We start from the raw sequence: 14,246 nt of genomic DNA on the forward strand, positions 1-14,246 counted from the left end.
GGCGCCCGCCGCCGGCGCGGCGACCGCCGCGACGACGAGCAACCCGGCCACCCAACACGCCAGACCGCGGTCCATACGCCCACTCCGGTCGGTACGCTTGAAAACGTTGTTATCGGTGGTGAACGCACGTGTCACGCGCGTTCGACGTCGGCGCGGACGCCGCAGTCCACGCCGAGGAGCGCGAAAATGAGCGGAACTCGCGGCTGGCCGTCAGGCCGACGGCGCGCTGACGTGCTCGCCGCACGTCGGGCACGCGGACTCGCCGCCCGCCTCGTCGAGGTCACTCGCCTGCCCCGTCCAGCCACAGATCGGACACTGAACCGGCTCGCTTCCAGACATCTACTAGCGGTGTGTACGCCCGCCCCGAAAAGCGTGGTGCCGGCGTCGGTCGTGGGAAGCGTTTTGTCGAGTGCGGCCGACGGGTCGGTATGGTCGTCTCCACGAAGTCGCTCTGGGACGAACTCCCCGACGACTCCCTCCGCGAGTACGACGACGCAGTCGTCTACGGCGACCGCGACGGCGACGTCGTGCTCCACGAAGGCCCCGTGCGCGTGCTTCCGAACGGCTGGCTGGAACTGCCCTCCGGGCGACTCGTCTCTCCGGACGCCGTCCACCACGTCGACCCACAGCCGACCTCGTAGTCAGTACGCGTCGGCGAACTCGCGGGCGCGCTCCCGGATTCTCCGGTCGTCGAGGCGGACGTGGTCGCCGTCCCGGTAGAGGACCTCGCCGTCGACCATCGTGAGCGTCACGTCGTCGCCGTGGGCCGCGAACGCGAGATGGGAGTACGGGTCGTGCATCGGCGTCGAGCGCGCGTTGTCCGTCGTGAGACCCACCACGTCGGCCTTCCACCCCTCGCGGAGTTTCCCGACGTCCTCGAAGCCCGCGGCCTCCGCGCCGTTGCGGGTCGCCATCTCGAAGACCGTGCGCGCGGGAATCGCGGTCGGGTCGAGTTCCTCGACTTTCCCGAGGAGGCTGGCCTGCCGCATCTCCGTGAACGCGTCCAGCGTGTTGTTGCAGGGCGGGCCGTCGTTGCCGAGCGCGACGTTGATGCCGCGGTCGAGGTAGTCCCGGACCGGGGCGACGCCCGAGGCGAGTTTCATGTTCGAGGACGGGCAGTGCGTGACGTGCGTCCCGGTCTCGGCGAGCACCTCGCGCTCGGTCTCGTCGGTCCACACGCAGTGCGCGAGCACCACGTCCTCGCCCGTCAGCCCGACCTCGTCGAGCCAGTGGACGTTCCGCATCCCGGTGTCGTCCTCGACGGCTTCGATTTCGCCGCGGTTCTCGCTGGCGTGCGTGTGGATGCGCACGCCGTACTCGTCGGCCAGCTCGCGGCAGCCCCGTAGGCACTCCTCCGTGCAGGAGACCGCGAACCGGGGGGTGACCGCGTACCGGATGCGGCCCTCGGCGGCGCCGTCGTACTCCCGGATGAGCCGCTCGGTCTCCGCGAGCGCGGCGTCCGTCTCCTCCTGGAGGCCGTCCGGGGAGTCCTTGTCCATGAGGACCTTCCCCATCAGCGCGCGGACGCCGGCGTCCTCGGCCGCCTCGAACGCCTCGTCGGCGTGCGCGACCGAGAGGTGGTCGATCACCGTCGTCGTCCCGGACTCGACGACCTCGAGGTAGCCGAGCTCCGCGGCCGCCCGCATCTCTCGGCGCTCATCGAGGCCTCCATCGGGAGCACGTGGTCGAACAGCCAGTCGAGGAGCTCCTCGTCGTCGGCGATGCCGCGCCCGAGGCTCTGGACGGAGTGGACGTGTGCGCCGACCAGCCCCGGCGCGAGCAGGTCGCAGTCGACGCGCTCGTGGTCCGGGTGGGCGGCCGCGAGGTCCGCGCGGTCGCCGACCGCTTCGATGCGGTCGCCGTCGACGACGACCGCGCCGTCCTCGATGGTGCGGTCGGCGTCACAGACGACAGTGTCGGCGCACAGTACCGTCATACCGTCACCACGTACGACGCCTCCGCCCCTAACGCGTTGCGGTCCGGCGGCGTCGCGCGCGAACCGCCGCTACGTTCAAGCGGCCCGCGACGAACACTCGGACATGGGAGTGCTCTCGCGGTTCCGGGCGTGGCTGGCGAGCGTGGAGTTCGCGGTGACCGCGACGGCCGTCGCCCTCGCGCTCGCGGGCGGCGGCGCGTTCCTCGCGCTGGGCCCCGAGTCTTCGGACGCCTACTTCGTCCTGTTTCTCGCGGGCGTCACCGTCCCGAACGTCTACGCGGACTCGTGGACTGACGTCCTCGACAGCCGGCTCGCGGGGGTCGCGTGGACGATTGGCGCCTGCGTCGCGGTCGTGGCGTGTTACCTGGTGGTCGCGGCGGGGCTGCGGCTGGTGGCCGGCGAGACGGTCGCGACCGTCGCGTCGTTCGTCGGGACGTGGCTGCTCGCGCTGCTCGGGTCGCGGGCGGCCGTGTAGGTCAGGGCCGCCGGTTCGCGGCGTACCCGCCGAGGACGCCGCCGACGGCGAACGCGACTGCGACCGCGAGCGCGACGCTGCCGGCGACGACTTCGGGAGCGCCGGCGTCGAGGAGGGCGGGCGTGGTCGCGAGCGCGTAGTGGACGTGGTGGAAGACGCCGGTGGGGTCGCCGTTGAACAGCAGCCACCAGAACGTCGCACCGACGCCAGTCCCCGCGAGGGCACCGGTCGCTGCGCCCGTGCGGAACGGCGCGTCGTCGGCGGTGACGGCGGCGACGAACCCGCCGACGCCGCCGATGGCGACGGCGCGGAACGCGAGCGTGCCCGTGCTCGGGTGGTGGTGGGGCATCCCCGAGACGACCGCGAGGAGCGCGGCCTGCGCGAGGACGCCGGCGGCGACGGCGGAGAGGATTCGTCGCACGGCGACGTGTAAGCGCCCGAGGAACTGAAGGCTTCCGCCGGCCCGAGACGGTGCCGCATATAAATCCATGACTGGAAAGGCCGCGAGTTCAGGGTCGTCGCAGTCCCACGATTCGCCGTCCGCCGGCGGCCGCCGACTCGTTCGTCGCTCACCCGTTCCGATTATCTTCAGTAATAACAACCGATTGATATTTCTGTGGTGGGGTTCTCGGTGCAGTCGTGGGGGTCATCGCCGAGTTCACGTTCCGCCATCCGGGGCTACCGCTGATGCCGTCGCTCGAAGAGAGCGGGGTGCACCTCGACGTCGAGCAGGCCGTCGCCGCGGACCCGGACGAGCCAGTGCTGTTCGTGTGGGCGTCCGGCGACGTCGACGCCTTCGAGGCGGCCGCCGAGGACGACCCGACCGTCGAGAGCGTCACGCTCGTCGAGGACGCCGACGACCGCCGGCTCTACCGCGTGGCCGTCAGCGAGCGGACGCCCGTCCCCCTGTACCCGATCGACGACCGCATGCAGGCGTCCCGGCTCGACGTCTCCTCCTCGGCGGACGGCGTGGAGGCGCGGCTCCGGTTCCCCGACCGCGAGAGCCTCTCGGCGTTCCGCCCGCGGGTCGAAGCCCGCGGCGTCGACGTCAACCTCCGCGGCGTGTACAGCGACACCGAGTCCGCGTTCGGCGACGAGTACGGGCTCTCGGCGAAGCAACGCGACGCGCTCGTCACCGCCGCCGCGATGGGGTACTACGACGTCCCGCGGCGGGCGTCGCTGTCCGAGGTCGCCGACGAACTCGGCGTCTCCTCGCAGGCGGTCAGCGAGCGCCTCCGCCGCGGCGTCAAGACCTTCGTCCGGGAGGCGCTGGACTAGCGGGAACGCTCATACGGCTGGCACTCGACTCCTCGACGTGAACACTCGCACCGTCGGTCTCGCGCTCGCCGTCGTCCTCTTGCTCGGTGGTTGTACGGCGCCGCCAGTGGGCGGCACCCCCGGCGACTCGGGGAGTGACGTCCGCGTCCACGTCGTCGACGACCACCCAGACCCGACCGTCGTCACCGTCGGCGCGGCGCCGCCCGGGCACGCGGGCCTCGCCGTCGAGTTCGCGAACGGGACGGTCCGCGAGTTCCCGGACGCTCGCGGCGTCGAGGACCTCCCCGACGCGGTCGTCCCGCGCACCGTCTCGCTGCGCCCCATCGGCGAGGGCGTGGAGACGCGGACGTACCGCTGGAGCGGCACCCAGCGCGCGACCGCCGTCTTCGAGGACGTCCCGCGGAACGCGTCGGTCTTCTACTCGGTGGCGGCGCCCGACGGCGACGAGCCGCTGCGCACGCTCGGCCGGCTCGGCTGCGGCCCCGAGGCCGTGTTCACGGACGCCACCGTCCGCGTCGACGCGAGCGGCGCCATCACCGTCAGCAGCGACTGTCGGGTGGACTGACCGCGGGACCGCGACGCCTTTGTACCGCAGGCGCCCACCGGGTAGTATGCGCGCCGAGAACTCGTTCATCCCCGCGCCCGGCGTCGGCGAGACGACGGAGCGCCGGCTCTGGGAGCACGGCGTCACGCACTGGGACGACTTCGACGCGAGCGCCCCGGGCGTCGGCGAGACCACCGCCGCGAACGTCCGCGCGTTCATCGACGACGCCCGCGCGGCCCTCGACGCCGGCGACACCCAGTTCTTCGCGGAGGCGTTCCCGAACAACGCGCTCTGGCGGCTCTACGAGAACGTCGCCGGCGACGTCGCGTTCTTCGACATCGAGACCACCGGGCTGGACAAGCGCTCTAGCGACGTGACGACGGTGAGCGTCCACCACGGCGGGAGCACGGAGACGCTCGTGCGCGGGGACGACCTCACCGGCGAGAACCTCGCGGAGCTGCTGGACGCCTCGCTGGTGGTGTCGTTCAACGGGAAGCGCTTCGACCAGCCGTTCATCGAGCACAACTACGACGTGCGCGTCGACGCCCCCCACCTCGACCTGATGTACCTCTGCCGGCGCCTCGACCTGACGGGCGGCCTGAAGCAGGTCGAGCAGGACCTCGGCGTCGACCGCGGCGGGATGGACGTCGACGGCCGCGAGGCGGTGCGCCTCTGGCACCGCTACGAGGACGGCGACGAGGCCGCCCTCGACCGGCTCGTGGAGTACAACCGCTACGACGCCCAGAACCTCCAGACGCTGCTGGACACGGTCGCCGACCGGCTCCACGCGGAAGTCTTCGAGCCGCACGCCTAATCCCTCAATTCTCCCGATTCTCGCCCGCCACCCCCGGCCACCACCACGTTTTATTACCTAGTTTTACAACCTAGTTATCCGTGCCGACACAGCTCGAACGCGCCCGCGAGGGCACAGTCACGGCAGCGATGGAGCGAGTCGCCAAGCGCGAGAACCGCGACCCCGAGTTCGTCCGCGAGCAGGTCGCCGACGGGCAGGCGGTCGTCCCGGCCAACCACGCCCACGACGCTCTCGACCCGATGGTCATCGGCCGCGAGTTCGCGACGAAGGTCAACGCCAACATCGGGAACAGCGAGACCACCAGCGGCCGCGAGGAGGAGTTGCGGAAGCTCCACACCGCGGTCCACTACGGCGCCGACACCGTGATGGACCTCTCGACGGGCGAGGACCTCGACGCCATCCGGGAGATGCAGGTCGAACACTCGCCGGTTCCCGTCGGTACCGTCCCCATCTACGAGGCGGTCACGCGCGTCGACGACGTCGCGGACATCACCCCAGAACTCCTGCTCGACGTCGTTGAGAAGCATGCCGAACAGGGCGTCGACTACATGACGATTCACGCCGGCGTGCTCGCCGAACATCTCCCGCTGACGGACGGCCGCACCACCGGCATCGTCTCCCGCGGCGGGTCGCTGCTCGCGCAGTGGATGGAGGAGAACGCCGCCCAGAACCCCCTCTACGCGCACTTCGAGGAGCTCTGCGAGATATTCCGCGAGCACGACGTGACCGTCTCGCTGGGCGACGGCCTCCGCCCGGGGTCGCTGGCCGACGCCGGCGACGACGCCCAGTTCGCGGAACTGGAGACGCTCGGCGAACTCACGCGGGTCGCGTGGGACCACGGCGTCCAGGTGATGGTCGAAGGCCCCGGCCACGTCCCGATGGACGAGATTCGGGAGAACGTCGAGCGCCAGCAGGAGGTCTGCGACGGCGCGCCGTTCTACGTGCTCGGGCCGCTCGTGACCGACGTCGCGCCCGGCTACGATCACATCACGAGCGCCATCGGCGCGACCGAGGCGGCCCGCGCGGGCGCCGCGATGCTGTGTTACGTCACGCCGAAGGAACACCTCGGGCTGCCGGACGCCGAGGACGTCCGCGACGGGATGGCGGCCTACCGCATCGCCGCCCACGCAGCCGACGTCGCCAACGGCCGGCTGGGCGCCCGCGACTGGGACGACGCGCTCTCGGAAGCCCGCTACGAGTTCGACTGGCGCCGGCAGTTCGACCTCGCGCTCGACCCCGAGCGCGCCCGCGACTACCACGACCAGACGCTGCCCGGGGACAACTACGAGGACGCGCGCTTCTGCTCGATGTGCGGCGTGGAGTTCTGCTCGATGCGCATCGACCAGGACGCCCGCGACGCGGACGGCGAGATGGAGGCAATCGGCGGCGAGACCGACCTCGCGGCGTCGCCCGCGGCCGACGTGAACCTCCCGCCGGTCGGCACCCACGACACCAGCGACGTGCCCGAGAGCGCCGACCTCGAGGACCGCGACGTCACCGACCTCGCGGCCGACGACTGACGCTCAGTCGCCGCCGAGCACGGCGGCGTCGGCCGCGTACGCCGCGAGGTCGTCGCGGTCGCCGGTCGACCCCGTGCCGACGTAGTACGACGCGGCCGCGTTCGCCAGGGCCAGCGACGGCTTCCACGGCCACTCGCACGCTCGCGCGAACGCGAGCGCGGCGGAGAACCGGTCGCCGCCGCCCGTGAACCGGGAGACGCCAGCGGTCTCGAAGTTCGGCACGGCCGCGACGCCATCCCGGGTCGCGGCGACCGCGCGCGCCTCGCCGTGCATCACGACGCCCGCGATGTCCGCCGTCTCGCGGAGGCCGCGCGCCCGTTCGACGACGCTCCCCTCGACGCCGACCGCCGACGCCAGCGCGCCGAGTTCGTCGTCGTTCGCGCTCAGCACCACGTCGTAGCGGCCCGCGAGCGCACTCAGCGCGTCCACGAAGCCCGCGCGCTCGTCGGGCGTCCGCACCGAGACGCCGCCCGGGTCGAGGACGAGCACGCCGCCCTCGCCGGGCCGGTCGGCCGCGCGGTGGAGCGCGTCCGTGGTGTTCGCCAGCGACGCCCAGTTCGTCCAGACCACCGCGTCCGCGTCCAGCGCCGGCTCCCCGCCCGCGGCGGCGAGGTCGTCGTACGTCCACGACCGGATGTCCGTCGACTCCGTGGTGAGCATCATCGCCGAGTCCTCGAACTCGTAGACGTTCACGGCCGCGGGCCCGCCCATCGACGTGGCGTCCACCTCGAGCACGCCGAAGACGTCGTGGTCGAGGTGGCCGTACAGCTCGGCGTCGGCGCCGAGCTCGCGTGCCTGCATCGCCGCGTTCACCGCCTGCCCGCCGTGCTCGACGCCGCGGCGTTCGGTGACGAACGAGCGCTGGCCGCCCGACAGCTGCTCGACGAACGCCGCGCGGCTCTCGGGCGCGTGCCGGCGGTCGAGCACCCCGAACCGCCGGTCGACGCTCCCGTCCGGCAGCAGCGTCATCGTCGGCGACGGCGCGTCCGCGAGCCGCGCAGCCAGGTCCATACCCCGTGGTTCGTGCGGCGCCACTAAACCGTTCCCGGGTCGCTACTCGCCGCGGACGCGCTCGACGGCTTCGAGGAAGCCGTCAGCGTAGGACTCCTCGAGCACCACCTCGGCGGCCTCGCGCGCGGCGTCGTCGGCGTTCGCCACGGCGTAGGACTCGCCCGCGACCTCGAACAGCTCCACGTCGTTCGCGGAGTCCCCGACGGCCGCGAACTCCGCGGGGTCGTGGCCGAGCTCCTCGGCGACGACCTCCAGCGCGGCGCCCTTGCTCGGCTCGGTGGCCTTCACGTGGTACGCGAACCCGGTGTCCACGACGCTCAGGCCGTGCTCGTCGGCGAGGTCGGTGAGCACGTCCAGCGGCCGCTCGCGGTTGACCGCGAGCTCGGTCTCCCGCCAGCGGTTCACGAGGTCCGCCTCCCCCCACCCGAGGTCGAAGCCCGCGTCCGCGAACGCCTCGCGGACGTCCGCGGCGGCGTCCCGGTCGCCGAAGTAGAACAGCTCGTCGTCGACGTACGCGACCCCGCCGTTCTCCGCGATGACCCGCTCCGCGACGCCGACGAACTGGCAGAGCGCGACCGGGTACGGCAGCGCCTTCCCCGTCGCAATCACGACCGGCGCCTCCCACTCGCGGAGCACGTCCAGCACGCGGCTGTCGATGGACCGGTCCGGGCGACTCAGCGTGCCGTCGATGTCGACGGCCAGCGGCGCGACCATACCCGCGGGGAGGCGGGCCGCGCGTAAATGCCGTGCTCTTCGCGGGCGGCGAACCCGGCGGGTATCAAAGGGGTTATTTCGTCGTTGGCTGTACGTTGACGTGGCGGCGCGCGCCGTGGTAGCTCAGTGGCCAGAGCAGTCGATTTGTAATCGACCGGTCGGGGGTTCAACTCCCCCCCACGGCTTCCTTCTCAGTCGTCGGTCGCGGCTTCCGGCCGGTAGCCGCGGCTGATGGCCTTCCACTTCCCGGTGGCGAACCGGTAGTAGTTGACGACCGCGGGGGTGACCGTCTCCGCGAAGAACGCGAGGTAGACGCCGAGCAGCCCCAGCGAGGTCGTCGCGCCGAGGTACACGAGGGGGATGGCGAGCCCGAACATGCCGAGCACGCGGCTGTAGAACGGCCAGTTCGTGTCCCCCGTGGCGTCGAGCGCGCCGGCGACGGCCGCGGTGACGCCTGCGGGACGATGGCCAGCGACGCCGCGTACACCATGCCGACGGCGATGGGGACGCTCGCCGAGGCGGGGTCGTCGACGAACAGCACGACGATGTCGCGGGCGAAGACGGCGACGAACGCGGCGAACAGCGCGTACGTGGCGACGGAGAACACGACGATTTCGCGGCCGTAGGCTTCCGCGGTGGACTCGTCGCCGCGGCCGAGTTCCTGCCCGACGAGGCTGGACGCGGCGAGGCCGAACCCCCAGCCGGGCGCGTTCATGATGCCCCAGATGCGCCGCGTGACGACGTACGCCGCGACGGCTTCGGAGCTGATGAGGCCGACGAACGCGAGCAGGGGGAAGCGGGCGCCCGTCCAGACGGAGTTCCGGCCGACGACGGGGAGGCCGATGGTGACGACGTCGCGGCAGGTCTCGCGGTCCCAGTAGCCGCCGAACGGGGAGACGGTGACCGGGAACGCGCCGACGACGGGGAGGCGGCCGCGGGTGATGCCGACGGCGAACGCGCCGACGACGACGACGTTGCTGACGACGGTGCCGAGCGCGGCGCCCGCGACGCCCCAGCCGAGCGCGAAGATGAACACGGCGTTCAGGCCGACGTTGACGGCGGCGCCGCCGGCGCGCAGCACCATCGCGGTCCACGCGTCGTCGGCGCCGATGAGCGCGCGGCTGCCGATGAGGTTGAGCGCGGCGAACGGGACGCCGAACGCGAGCAGGCGGAGGTAGTCGGCGCCGTACCGGACGGCGGCGGGGTCGTCGGTCAGCAGCCCGATGAGTTCGACGGGCGCGAGGTAGAACAGCGCGCCGACCGGCAGCGTCGCGGCGAACGCGAGCAGCGCGCTCGACCGGACGGCCTGCCCGAGTTCGTCGTGGGCTTCGGCGCTGAACCGCTGGGAGACGAGCGCGATGGTCCCCGCCGCGAGCCCGCCGCCGAGGCTGAACGCGGCGCCCCAGAACGGGCCGGCGAACCCGACGCCGGCGATGGCGGCGCTGCCGAGGGCGACGCCCACCATCGCGACGTCGGCGGCCGTCTTGGACATGCGCGCCACGCCCGTGACGATGCGCGGCCACGCGAGGTCCGCGGTCCGGCGGGCGCGCTCCTCGGAGATGAGGCCGAGGCGCGCGAGCGCCAGCCCGATCTCGCGGAGGAGCCGGCTGAACGGGTTGGGGACCACGGCTACCTCGTGGTCGGAGTGGGCGGGACAAAAGGCCAACTATTTCGGAACGAAACAGCCGGCGGGCGCCCGAATCTCGTCACGCGCGCCAGCCGCGTTCGGTGTCGTTGAGGCGCTCGCAGCCGTCCGCGGTGACGGCCACGAGGTCCTCGATGCGCACGCCGAACTCGCCGTCGAGGTAGACGCCGGGCTCCACGGAGAACACCATCCCTTCCTCGAGCGGCCGGTCGTTGCCCGCGACGACGTACGGTTCCTCGTGGACGTCGAGGCCGACGCCGTGGCCCGTGCGGTGGACGAACGCCTCGCCGTAGCCCGCGTCCTCGATGACCTCTCGCGCGGCGGCGTCGACGGCCTCGGCCGGGACGCCCGGTTCGACCGCCTCGACGGCCGCCTGCTGGGCCTCGCGGACGACGCCGTGGACGCGCTCGAACTCGGCGGGCGGGTCGCCGGCGAAGACGACCGTCCGGGTCTGGTCGCTCGGGTAGCCGTCCACGCGCGTCCCGAAGTCCAGCACCACGGGGTCGCCGCGCTCGATTTCGCGCTCGGAGCGATGGTGGTGCGGCTTCGCGCCGTTGGGCCCGCTCCCGACGATGGTCTCGAAGGCGGTGCCGTCGCCGCCGCGGGCGGCAAGCCGGTCCTCGACGAAGCTCGCGAGCTCGCGCTCGGTCATCCCGATTGCGTCCGCGCCGAGGTCGCGGACGTCCGCCATCGCGGCGTCGGCGGCGTCGGCGGCGTGCCGGAGCGCGTCCAACTCGGCGTCGTCCTTCCGCACGCGCAGCGGGCCGAGCACGTCGTCCGCGAGCCCCCACGTCGCGTCGGGGAGCGTCGCGCGGAGGTCCTGCGTGAACCGCGCCCACATCGTCGGGTCCACGAGCAGTTCCCCGTCGGTCATCCCGAGGTCGGCGGCGGCCTCGGCGACCAGCTCGGTCGGGTCCTCGCCGTCGTCCCACAGCCGGACGTCGTCGACCCACGTCGCCTCGCGGAGCTGTTCGCCGTACAGCTCGGGCGCGACGAACGCCGGGTCGCCCTCGGCGGGCACGAACAGGAAGAAGTGGCGCTCCCCGGGCTCCTCGTCGAAGCCGGCGAGGTAGTAGAGGTTCGGACTCGGGAACAGGACGACGCCGCTGTCGCCGCGCTCGCGGAGTCGCTGCTGGCAGCGGCGCGTGCGCGCCTCGAACGCTGACATGCCCGGAGGTCGCTCGCGGACGGCCTTAACAGTAGTCGGGTGCGCTCCGCGGGGGCGAACCAGCGCCGACGGGCCGTGGTAACTCGACTCTCGGAAGCGTTATCCCGGGAGCGGCCCTACAGTTGTTTGTAATGGCAGAAGGCAAGGTTGACTTCTTCAACGACACTGGCGGCTACGGTTTCATTTCGACTGACAGCGACGACGTGGACGACGACGAGGACGTGTTCTTCCACATGGAGGACGTCGGCGGTCCGGACCTCGAAGAGGGTCAGGAAGTCGAGTTCGACATCGAGTCCTCCCCGAAGGGCCCGCGCGCGACGAACCTCGTCCGCAACTAAGTCCTACCCGCCGTCGCTCTCAGTGACGGCCGACGATTCACTTCTTTGCGACGCAACTCCCACGTAGCGACGGCCGTCCGGTTCTCGCGGCGACTCGAGCGACTAGTCGACCGACTGCGGACGGTTTTTCCGCGGGCGGCGTCACCGCTGGCGTATGGGACTCACGGACGCTGTCGGGGACGCACTCGCGGGTCGGGCGTACCAGCTGGTCGGCGTGGCGTTCGGCGCGGCGGCGCTCGCGCACTTCGCGCTGTGGGCGCAGTCCGCCGACAGGACTCTCGATGACGCGGTCGCGGCGGGCGACGTCGGCGCGGCGCTGCCCGAGGTCGTGGCGTACGCGCAGGGCCACCCGGCGTACGTGCTGGCGTTCCTCCTCGGCGCGGCGCTGCTCGTGCGCCGGCCGTGACGCCGCCCGGAAGGCTCTCCTTGCTCGGGCGCGAGGACCGACTGTGTACCGGAGTGGTCACTACGGCGTCGCGTTGCTCGCGTACGCACCCGTCCTCTACGTGCTGGGCTCGCTGGGCCGCGTCGGCGCGGCCGCGGCGGGGCTGGCGGTCGTGCTCGCGCTGACGCCGCTACCGGACGCCGACCACGACCTGCCCCTGATTTCCCACCGCGGCGTCACGCACACGCTGCTGTTCGCGGGCGTGGTCGGCGCCGTCGTCGCGTCGGCGTGTGGGCGGTCACGGGGCCGGCGGGCCTCGCAATCGCGCCCGAACAGGCGGTCGAGCTGTCGCTGGGCGCGGCGGGGGCGGCGGCGTTCGCGATTCTCGCGCACCTGCTGGCGGACGCGCTCACGCCGGCGGGCGTCGCCGCGCTGTGGCCCGTCTCGAGCGAGCGCTACTCGCTGGGGGTGACCCGGGCGGACAGCACCGTCTGGAACGTCGGCCTGTTCGCCCTCGGCGTGTTCGCGACGGCGGCCGCGGTCGCGCTCGCGACGCCTCTCGGCTGACTTACATAATCGAATTTTTGCGAGGGCTTATGGCCCGCGTGGGCGTACGTCGGCACATGAGCGGCTCCGACACGCCCCTCGACGGCGCGCCCCTCGACCCCGACGGCAGCCTCGACGACAGCCTGCCGCCCGCGGAGGCGTTCGCGCTGCTCGGGAACGAGACACGCATCACTATCCTGCAGGAGCTGTGGCTCGCGCCCGACCAGCCGGTGGCGTTCTCGGACCTCCGGAAGCGCGTGGGGATGCGGGACAGCGCGCAGTTCAACTACCACCTCTCGAAGCTCACCGACCACTTCGTGCGGCAGGTCGAGGGCGGCTACGAGTTCCAGTACGCCGGCGAGAAGGTCGTCCGCGCCATCCTCGCGGGGACGTTCACAGAGCGCGTCGAACTGGAGTTCCCGGTCACGGGCGAGTGCTTCGACTGCGGCGGGTCGCTGGAGGCCGCGTACGCCGACGAGCGCCTCACCGTCCGCTGTGCGGACTGCGAGAGCGTCTACGGCCGGTACGCGTTCCCGCCGGGCGGCCTGCGCGACCGCTCGACCGCCGAGATCGAGGCTGCGTTCGACCAGCGCGTCCGCCACCTCCACTGCCTCGCCGCGGACGGCGTCTGCCCCGAGTGCGGCGGCCGCGTCGACACCGCGGTCGTCCCCGACGACGAGGGCGTCCTCGGGCTGGACGTGCGCGTCGACCACACGTGCGTGCAGTGCCAGCACACCATCGCCTCGCCGGTCGGCCTCTCCCTGCTGGACAACTCCGCGGTGGTGGCGTTCCACGCCGACCACGGCGTCGAACTCGACACCCGCAAGCACTGGACGCTCCCGTGGTGCGTCACCGACGACTCGACCACCTACGAGGCGGACCCGACGCGCGTGACGGTGACCATCGCGCTGGACGGCGAGGCGATGGACGTCACGCTCGACGGCGACCTCCGCGTCGTCGACGCGGAGCGGCGCTGCGCGGACGCCGGCGACGACGCCGGCCGGGTCTCCGCGGACTGACGCAGACGGACGGCCTTTTCCCTGCTCGCGCGCAACTCACGCGCATGGAGACCACGACGGAGAGCACGTTCCGCGTGCTCGGCGCCGCCCCCGAGCGCGCCGACGACCTCCTGTTGCTCGACCGCGCGGACCACGAGCCCGTGCGGGTCGCGGCCGACGGCTACGACGAGCTCGCGGACGCCGTCGACGCGCTCCGGCCGGGCTACCTCGTCGACGCCACGCTCGCGTGGGACGACGGCGACGCGCGCTTCGACGCCCTCGACGTCCGCAAGCGCACGCTGTTCACGTACGCCGACGCCGTCACGGGCCTCTTCGAGGCCGCCCTCGACACGATGGAGCAGGCCCACCAGGAGGGCGCCGGCGTGCAGGGCCGCCCGACGTTCAGCGCGGACGGCGAGCCCAACGGCGCGGTGTACGCGTTCGCCGAGCAGCCCGGCGAGCGCGACGTCTTCGAGGAGATTCGGACGGGCGCGCTCCCCCTCGAACCCCTCGTCGACCGCCTGAACGAGGAGGACGACTGCGAGCACGAGGTGTTCGTCTTCCGGCCGCTCGAACACGACTTCGTCGTCGTCTACCTCGTCCTGCACAAGCACTCGGTGCTCGCGGACACGGTCCGGGACACGTACGACTGCCCGCGGCCGTCGGAAGCCTAACTCCTACAAGAGTCTGTCGGGCGTTCAACCGCCGTTTGACCCAACGGTACGCCTTTTAGTCGGCGAGTCGACACCACCGACGCAGGTCCCCGCGAGCCCTGACTGGCGCCGCGACGGAGCGATGGCGCCGCCCGGGACCCGCAGACACCCATGAACGCGCGAACCATCACCGCCGTGGCCGTCGCTGCCGTCCTCGTCGT

16 protein-coding genes, 1 tRNA gene and 2 pseudogenes are annotated in these 14,246 nt (G+C 72.1%); 12 read left to right on the forward strand and 7 right to left on the reverse strand.

The genetic code is table 11. The annotated features are described in order from the left end of the window. Window positions 1–210 precede the first annotated feature (210 nt). Window positions 211–339 (reverse strand): hypothetical protein, encoded by a 129-nt coding sequence (locus tag GJ634_RS16455; RefSeq protein ID WP_269449531.1) that lies wholly within the window; start codon window positions 337–339, stop codon window positions 211–213. 89 nt (window positions 340–428) lie between these two features. Here GJ634_RS16455 and GJ634_RS10150 point away from each other — a divergent pair, with 89 nt between their 5' ends. Beyond that, on the forward strand, window positions 429–641 hold the full coding sequence (locus GJ634_RS10150; protein WP_157502659.1) for a hypothetical protein: 213 nt from the start codon (window positions 429–431) through the stop codon (window positions 639–641). Here GJ634_RS10150 and GJ634_RS10155 read toward each other — a convergent pair. Beyond that, window positions 642–1,936, reverse strand: a pseudogene (locus GJ634_RS10155) (5'-deoxyadenosine deaminase). It lies immediately after the preceding gene. Between the two features lie 103 nt (window positions 1,937–2,039). Here GJ634_RS10155 and GJ634_RS10160 point away from each other — a divergent pair. Beyond that, the gene (locus GJ634_RS10160; protein ID WP_157502661.1) at window positions 2,040–2,411 is read left to right on the forward strand and encodes a hypothetical protein; all 372 of its coding nucleotides are present in this window, start codon (window positions 2,040–2,042) and stop codon (window positions 2,409–2,411) included. 1 nt (window position 2,412) lies between these two features. Here GJ634_RS10160 and GJ634_RS10165 read toward each other — a convergent pair whose 3' ends face one another. Continuing rightward, window positions 2,413–2,832, reverse strand: a complete 420-nt coding sequence (locus tag GJ634_RS10165) for a hypothetical protein (protein ID WP_157502663.1) — start codon at window positions 2,830–2,832, stop codon at window positions 2,413–2,415. A gap of 218 nt (window positions 2,833–3,050) precedes the next feature. Here GJ634_RS10165 and GJ634_RS10170 point away from each other — a divergent pair, with 218 nt between their 5' ends. From GJ634_RS10170 to thiC, 4 genes are all read left to right on the forward strand, one after another. Then, window positions 3,051–3,689, forward strand: a complete 639-nt coding sequence (locus tag GJ634_RS10170) for a helix-turn-helix domain-containing protein (RefSeq protein ID WP_157502665.1) — start codon at window positions 3,051–3,053, stop codon at window positions 3,687–3,689. Between the two features lie 37 nt (window positions 3,690–3,726). Further along, window positions 3,727–4,254, forward strand: coding sequence for a hypothetical protein (locus GJ634_RS10175; protein ID WP_157502667.1), 528 nt, complete (start codon window positions 3,727–3,729; stop codon window positions 4,252–4,254). A 46-nt stretch (window positions 4,255–4,300) separates the two neighbouring features. Further along, entirely contained in the window at window positions 4,301–5,047 is a 747-nt protein-coding gene (locus GJ634_RS10180) for a ribonuclease H-like domain-containing protein (protein ID WP_157502669.1), read from the forward strand. Window positions 5,048–5,127: 80 nt separating this feature from the next. Then, window positions 5,128–6,567 (forward strand): phosphomethylpyrimidine synthase ThiC, encoded by a 1,440-nt coding sequence (thiC, locus tag GJ634_RS10185; protein ID WP_331714103.1) that lies wholly within the window; start codon window positions 5,128–5,130, stop codon window positions 6,565–6,567. 3 nt (window positions 6,568–6,570) lie between these two features. Here the strand turns inward: thiC and GJ634_RS10190 are convergent, their stop codons facing one another. After that, window positions 6,571–7,578: a PfkB family carbohydrate kinase gene (locus GJ634_RS10190; protein WP_157502671.1), complete on the reverse strand. Its 1,008-nt coding sequence runs from the start codon at window positions 7,576–7,578 to the stop codon at window positions 6,571–6,573. Between the two features lie 42 nt (window positions 7,579–7,620). Next, the gene (locus tag GJ634_RS10195; RefSeq protein WP_157502673.1) at window positions 7,621–8,292 is read right to left on the reverse strand and encodes a phosphoglycolate phosphatase; all 672 of its coding nucleotides are present in this window, start codon (window positions 8,290–8,292) and stop codon (window positions 7,621–7,623) included. 112 nt (window positions 8,293–8,404) lie between these two features. Between GJ634_RS10195 and GJ634_RS10200 the strand changes: the two genes are divergently transcribed. Continuing rightward, window positions 8,405–8,477 (forward strand) — tRNA-Thr (locus tag GJ634_RS10200). A 6-nt stretch (window positions 8,478–8,483) separates the two neighbouring features. Here GJ634_RS10200 and GJ634_RS10205 read toward each other — a convergent pair. Together GJ634_RS10205 and GJ634_RS10210 are read right to left on the reverse strand one after the other, a co-directional pair. Next, window positions 8,484–9,919: pseudogene (locus tag GJ634_RS10205) on the reverse strand (MATE family efflux transporter). A gap of 79 nt (window positions 9,920–9,998) precedes the next feature. After that, complete coding sequence (locus GJ634_RS10210; RefSeq protein ID WP_157502675.1) at window positions 9,999–11,105, reverse strand: aminopeptidase P family protein; 1,107 nt, start codon at window positions 11,103–11,105, stop codon at window positions 9,999–10,001. 131 nt (window positions 11,106–11,236) lie between these two features. Here GJ634_RS10210 and GJ634_RS10215 point away from each other — a divergent pair, with 131 nt between their 5' ends. From GJ634_RS10215 to GJ634_RS10230, 5 genes are all read left to right on the forward strand, one after another. Next, window positions 11,237–11,443: a cold-shock protein gene (locus GJ634_RS10215; RefSeq protein WP_058982123.1), complete on the forward strand. Its 207-nt coding sequence runs from the start codon at window positions 11,237–11,239 to the stop codon at window positions 11,441–11,443. Window positions 11,444–11,597: 154 nt separating this feature from the next. Next, window positions 11,598–11,849: a hypothetical protein gene (locus GJ634_RS15545; RefSeq protein ID WP_197425480.1), complete on the forward strand. Its 252-nt coding sequence runs from the start codon at window positions 11,598–11,600 to the stop codon at window positions 11,847–11,849. A 267-nt stretch (window positions 11,850–12,116) separates the two neighbouring features. After that, a complete protein-coding gene (locus GJ634_RS16100) occupies window positions 12,117–12,395 on the forward strand; it encodes a metal-dependent hydrolase (RefSeq protein ID WP_197425481.1) in 279 nt (92 codons plus the stop codon). Window positions 12,396–12,451: 56 nt separating this feature from the next. After that, the gene (locus GJ634_RS10225) at window positions 12,452–13,393 is read left to right on the forward strand and encodes a helix-turn-helix domain-containing protein (RefSeq protein ID WP_157502677.1); all 942 of its coding nucleotides are present in this window, start codon (window positions 12,452–12,454) and stop codon (window positions 13,391–13,393) included. A 44-nt stretch (window positions 13,394–13,437) separates the two neighbouring features. Continuing rightward, the gene (locus GJ634_RS10230) at window positions 13,438–14,046 is read left to right on the forward strand and encodes a DUF6663 family protein (RefSeq protein WP_157502679.1); all 609 of its coding nucleotides are present in this window, start codon (window positions 13,438–13,440) and stop codon (window positions 14,044–14,046) included. Window positions 14,047–14,246: the final 200 nt, after the last annotated feature.

It is taken from the genome of Halobacterium sp. CBA1126 (genome assembly GCF_009741975.1).
Taxonomy (GTDB): domain Archaea; phylum Halobacteriota; class Halobacteria; order Halobacteriales; family Halobacteriaceae; genus Halobacterium.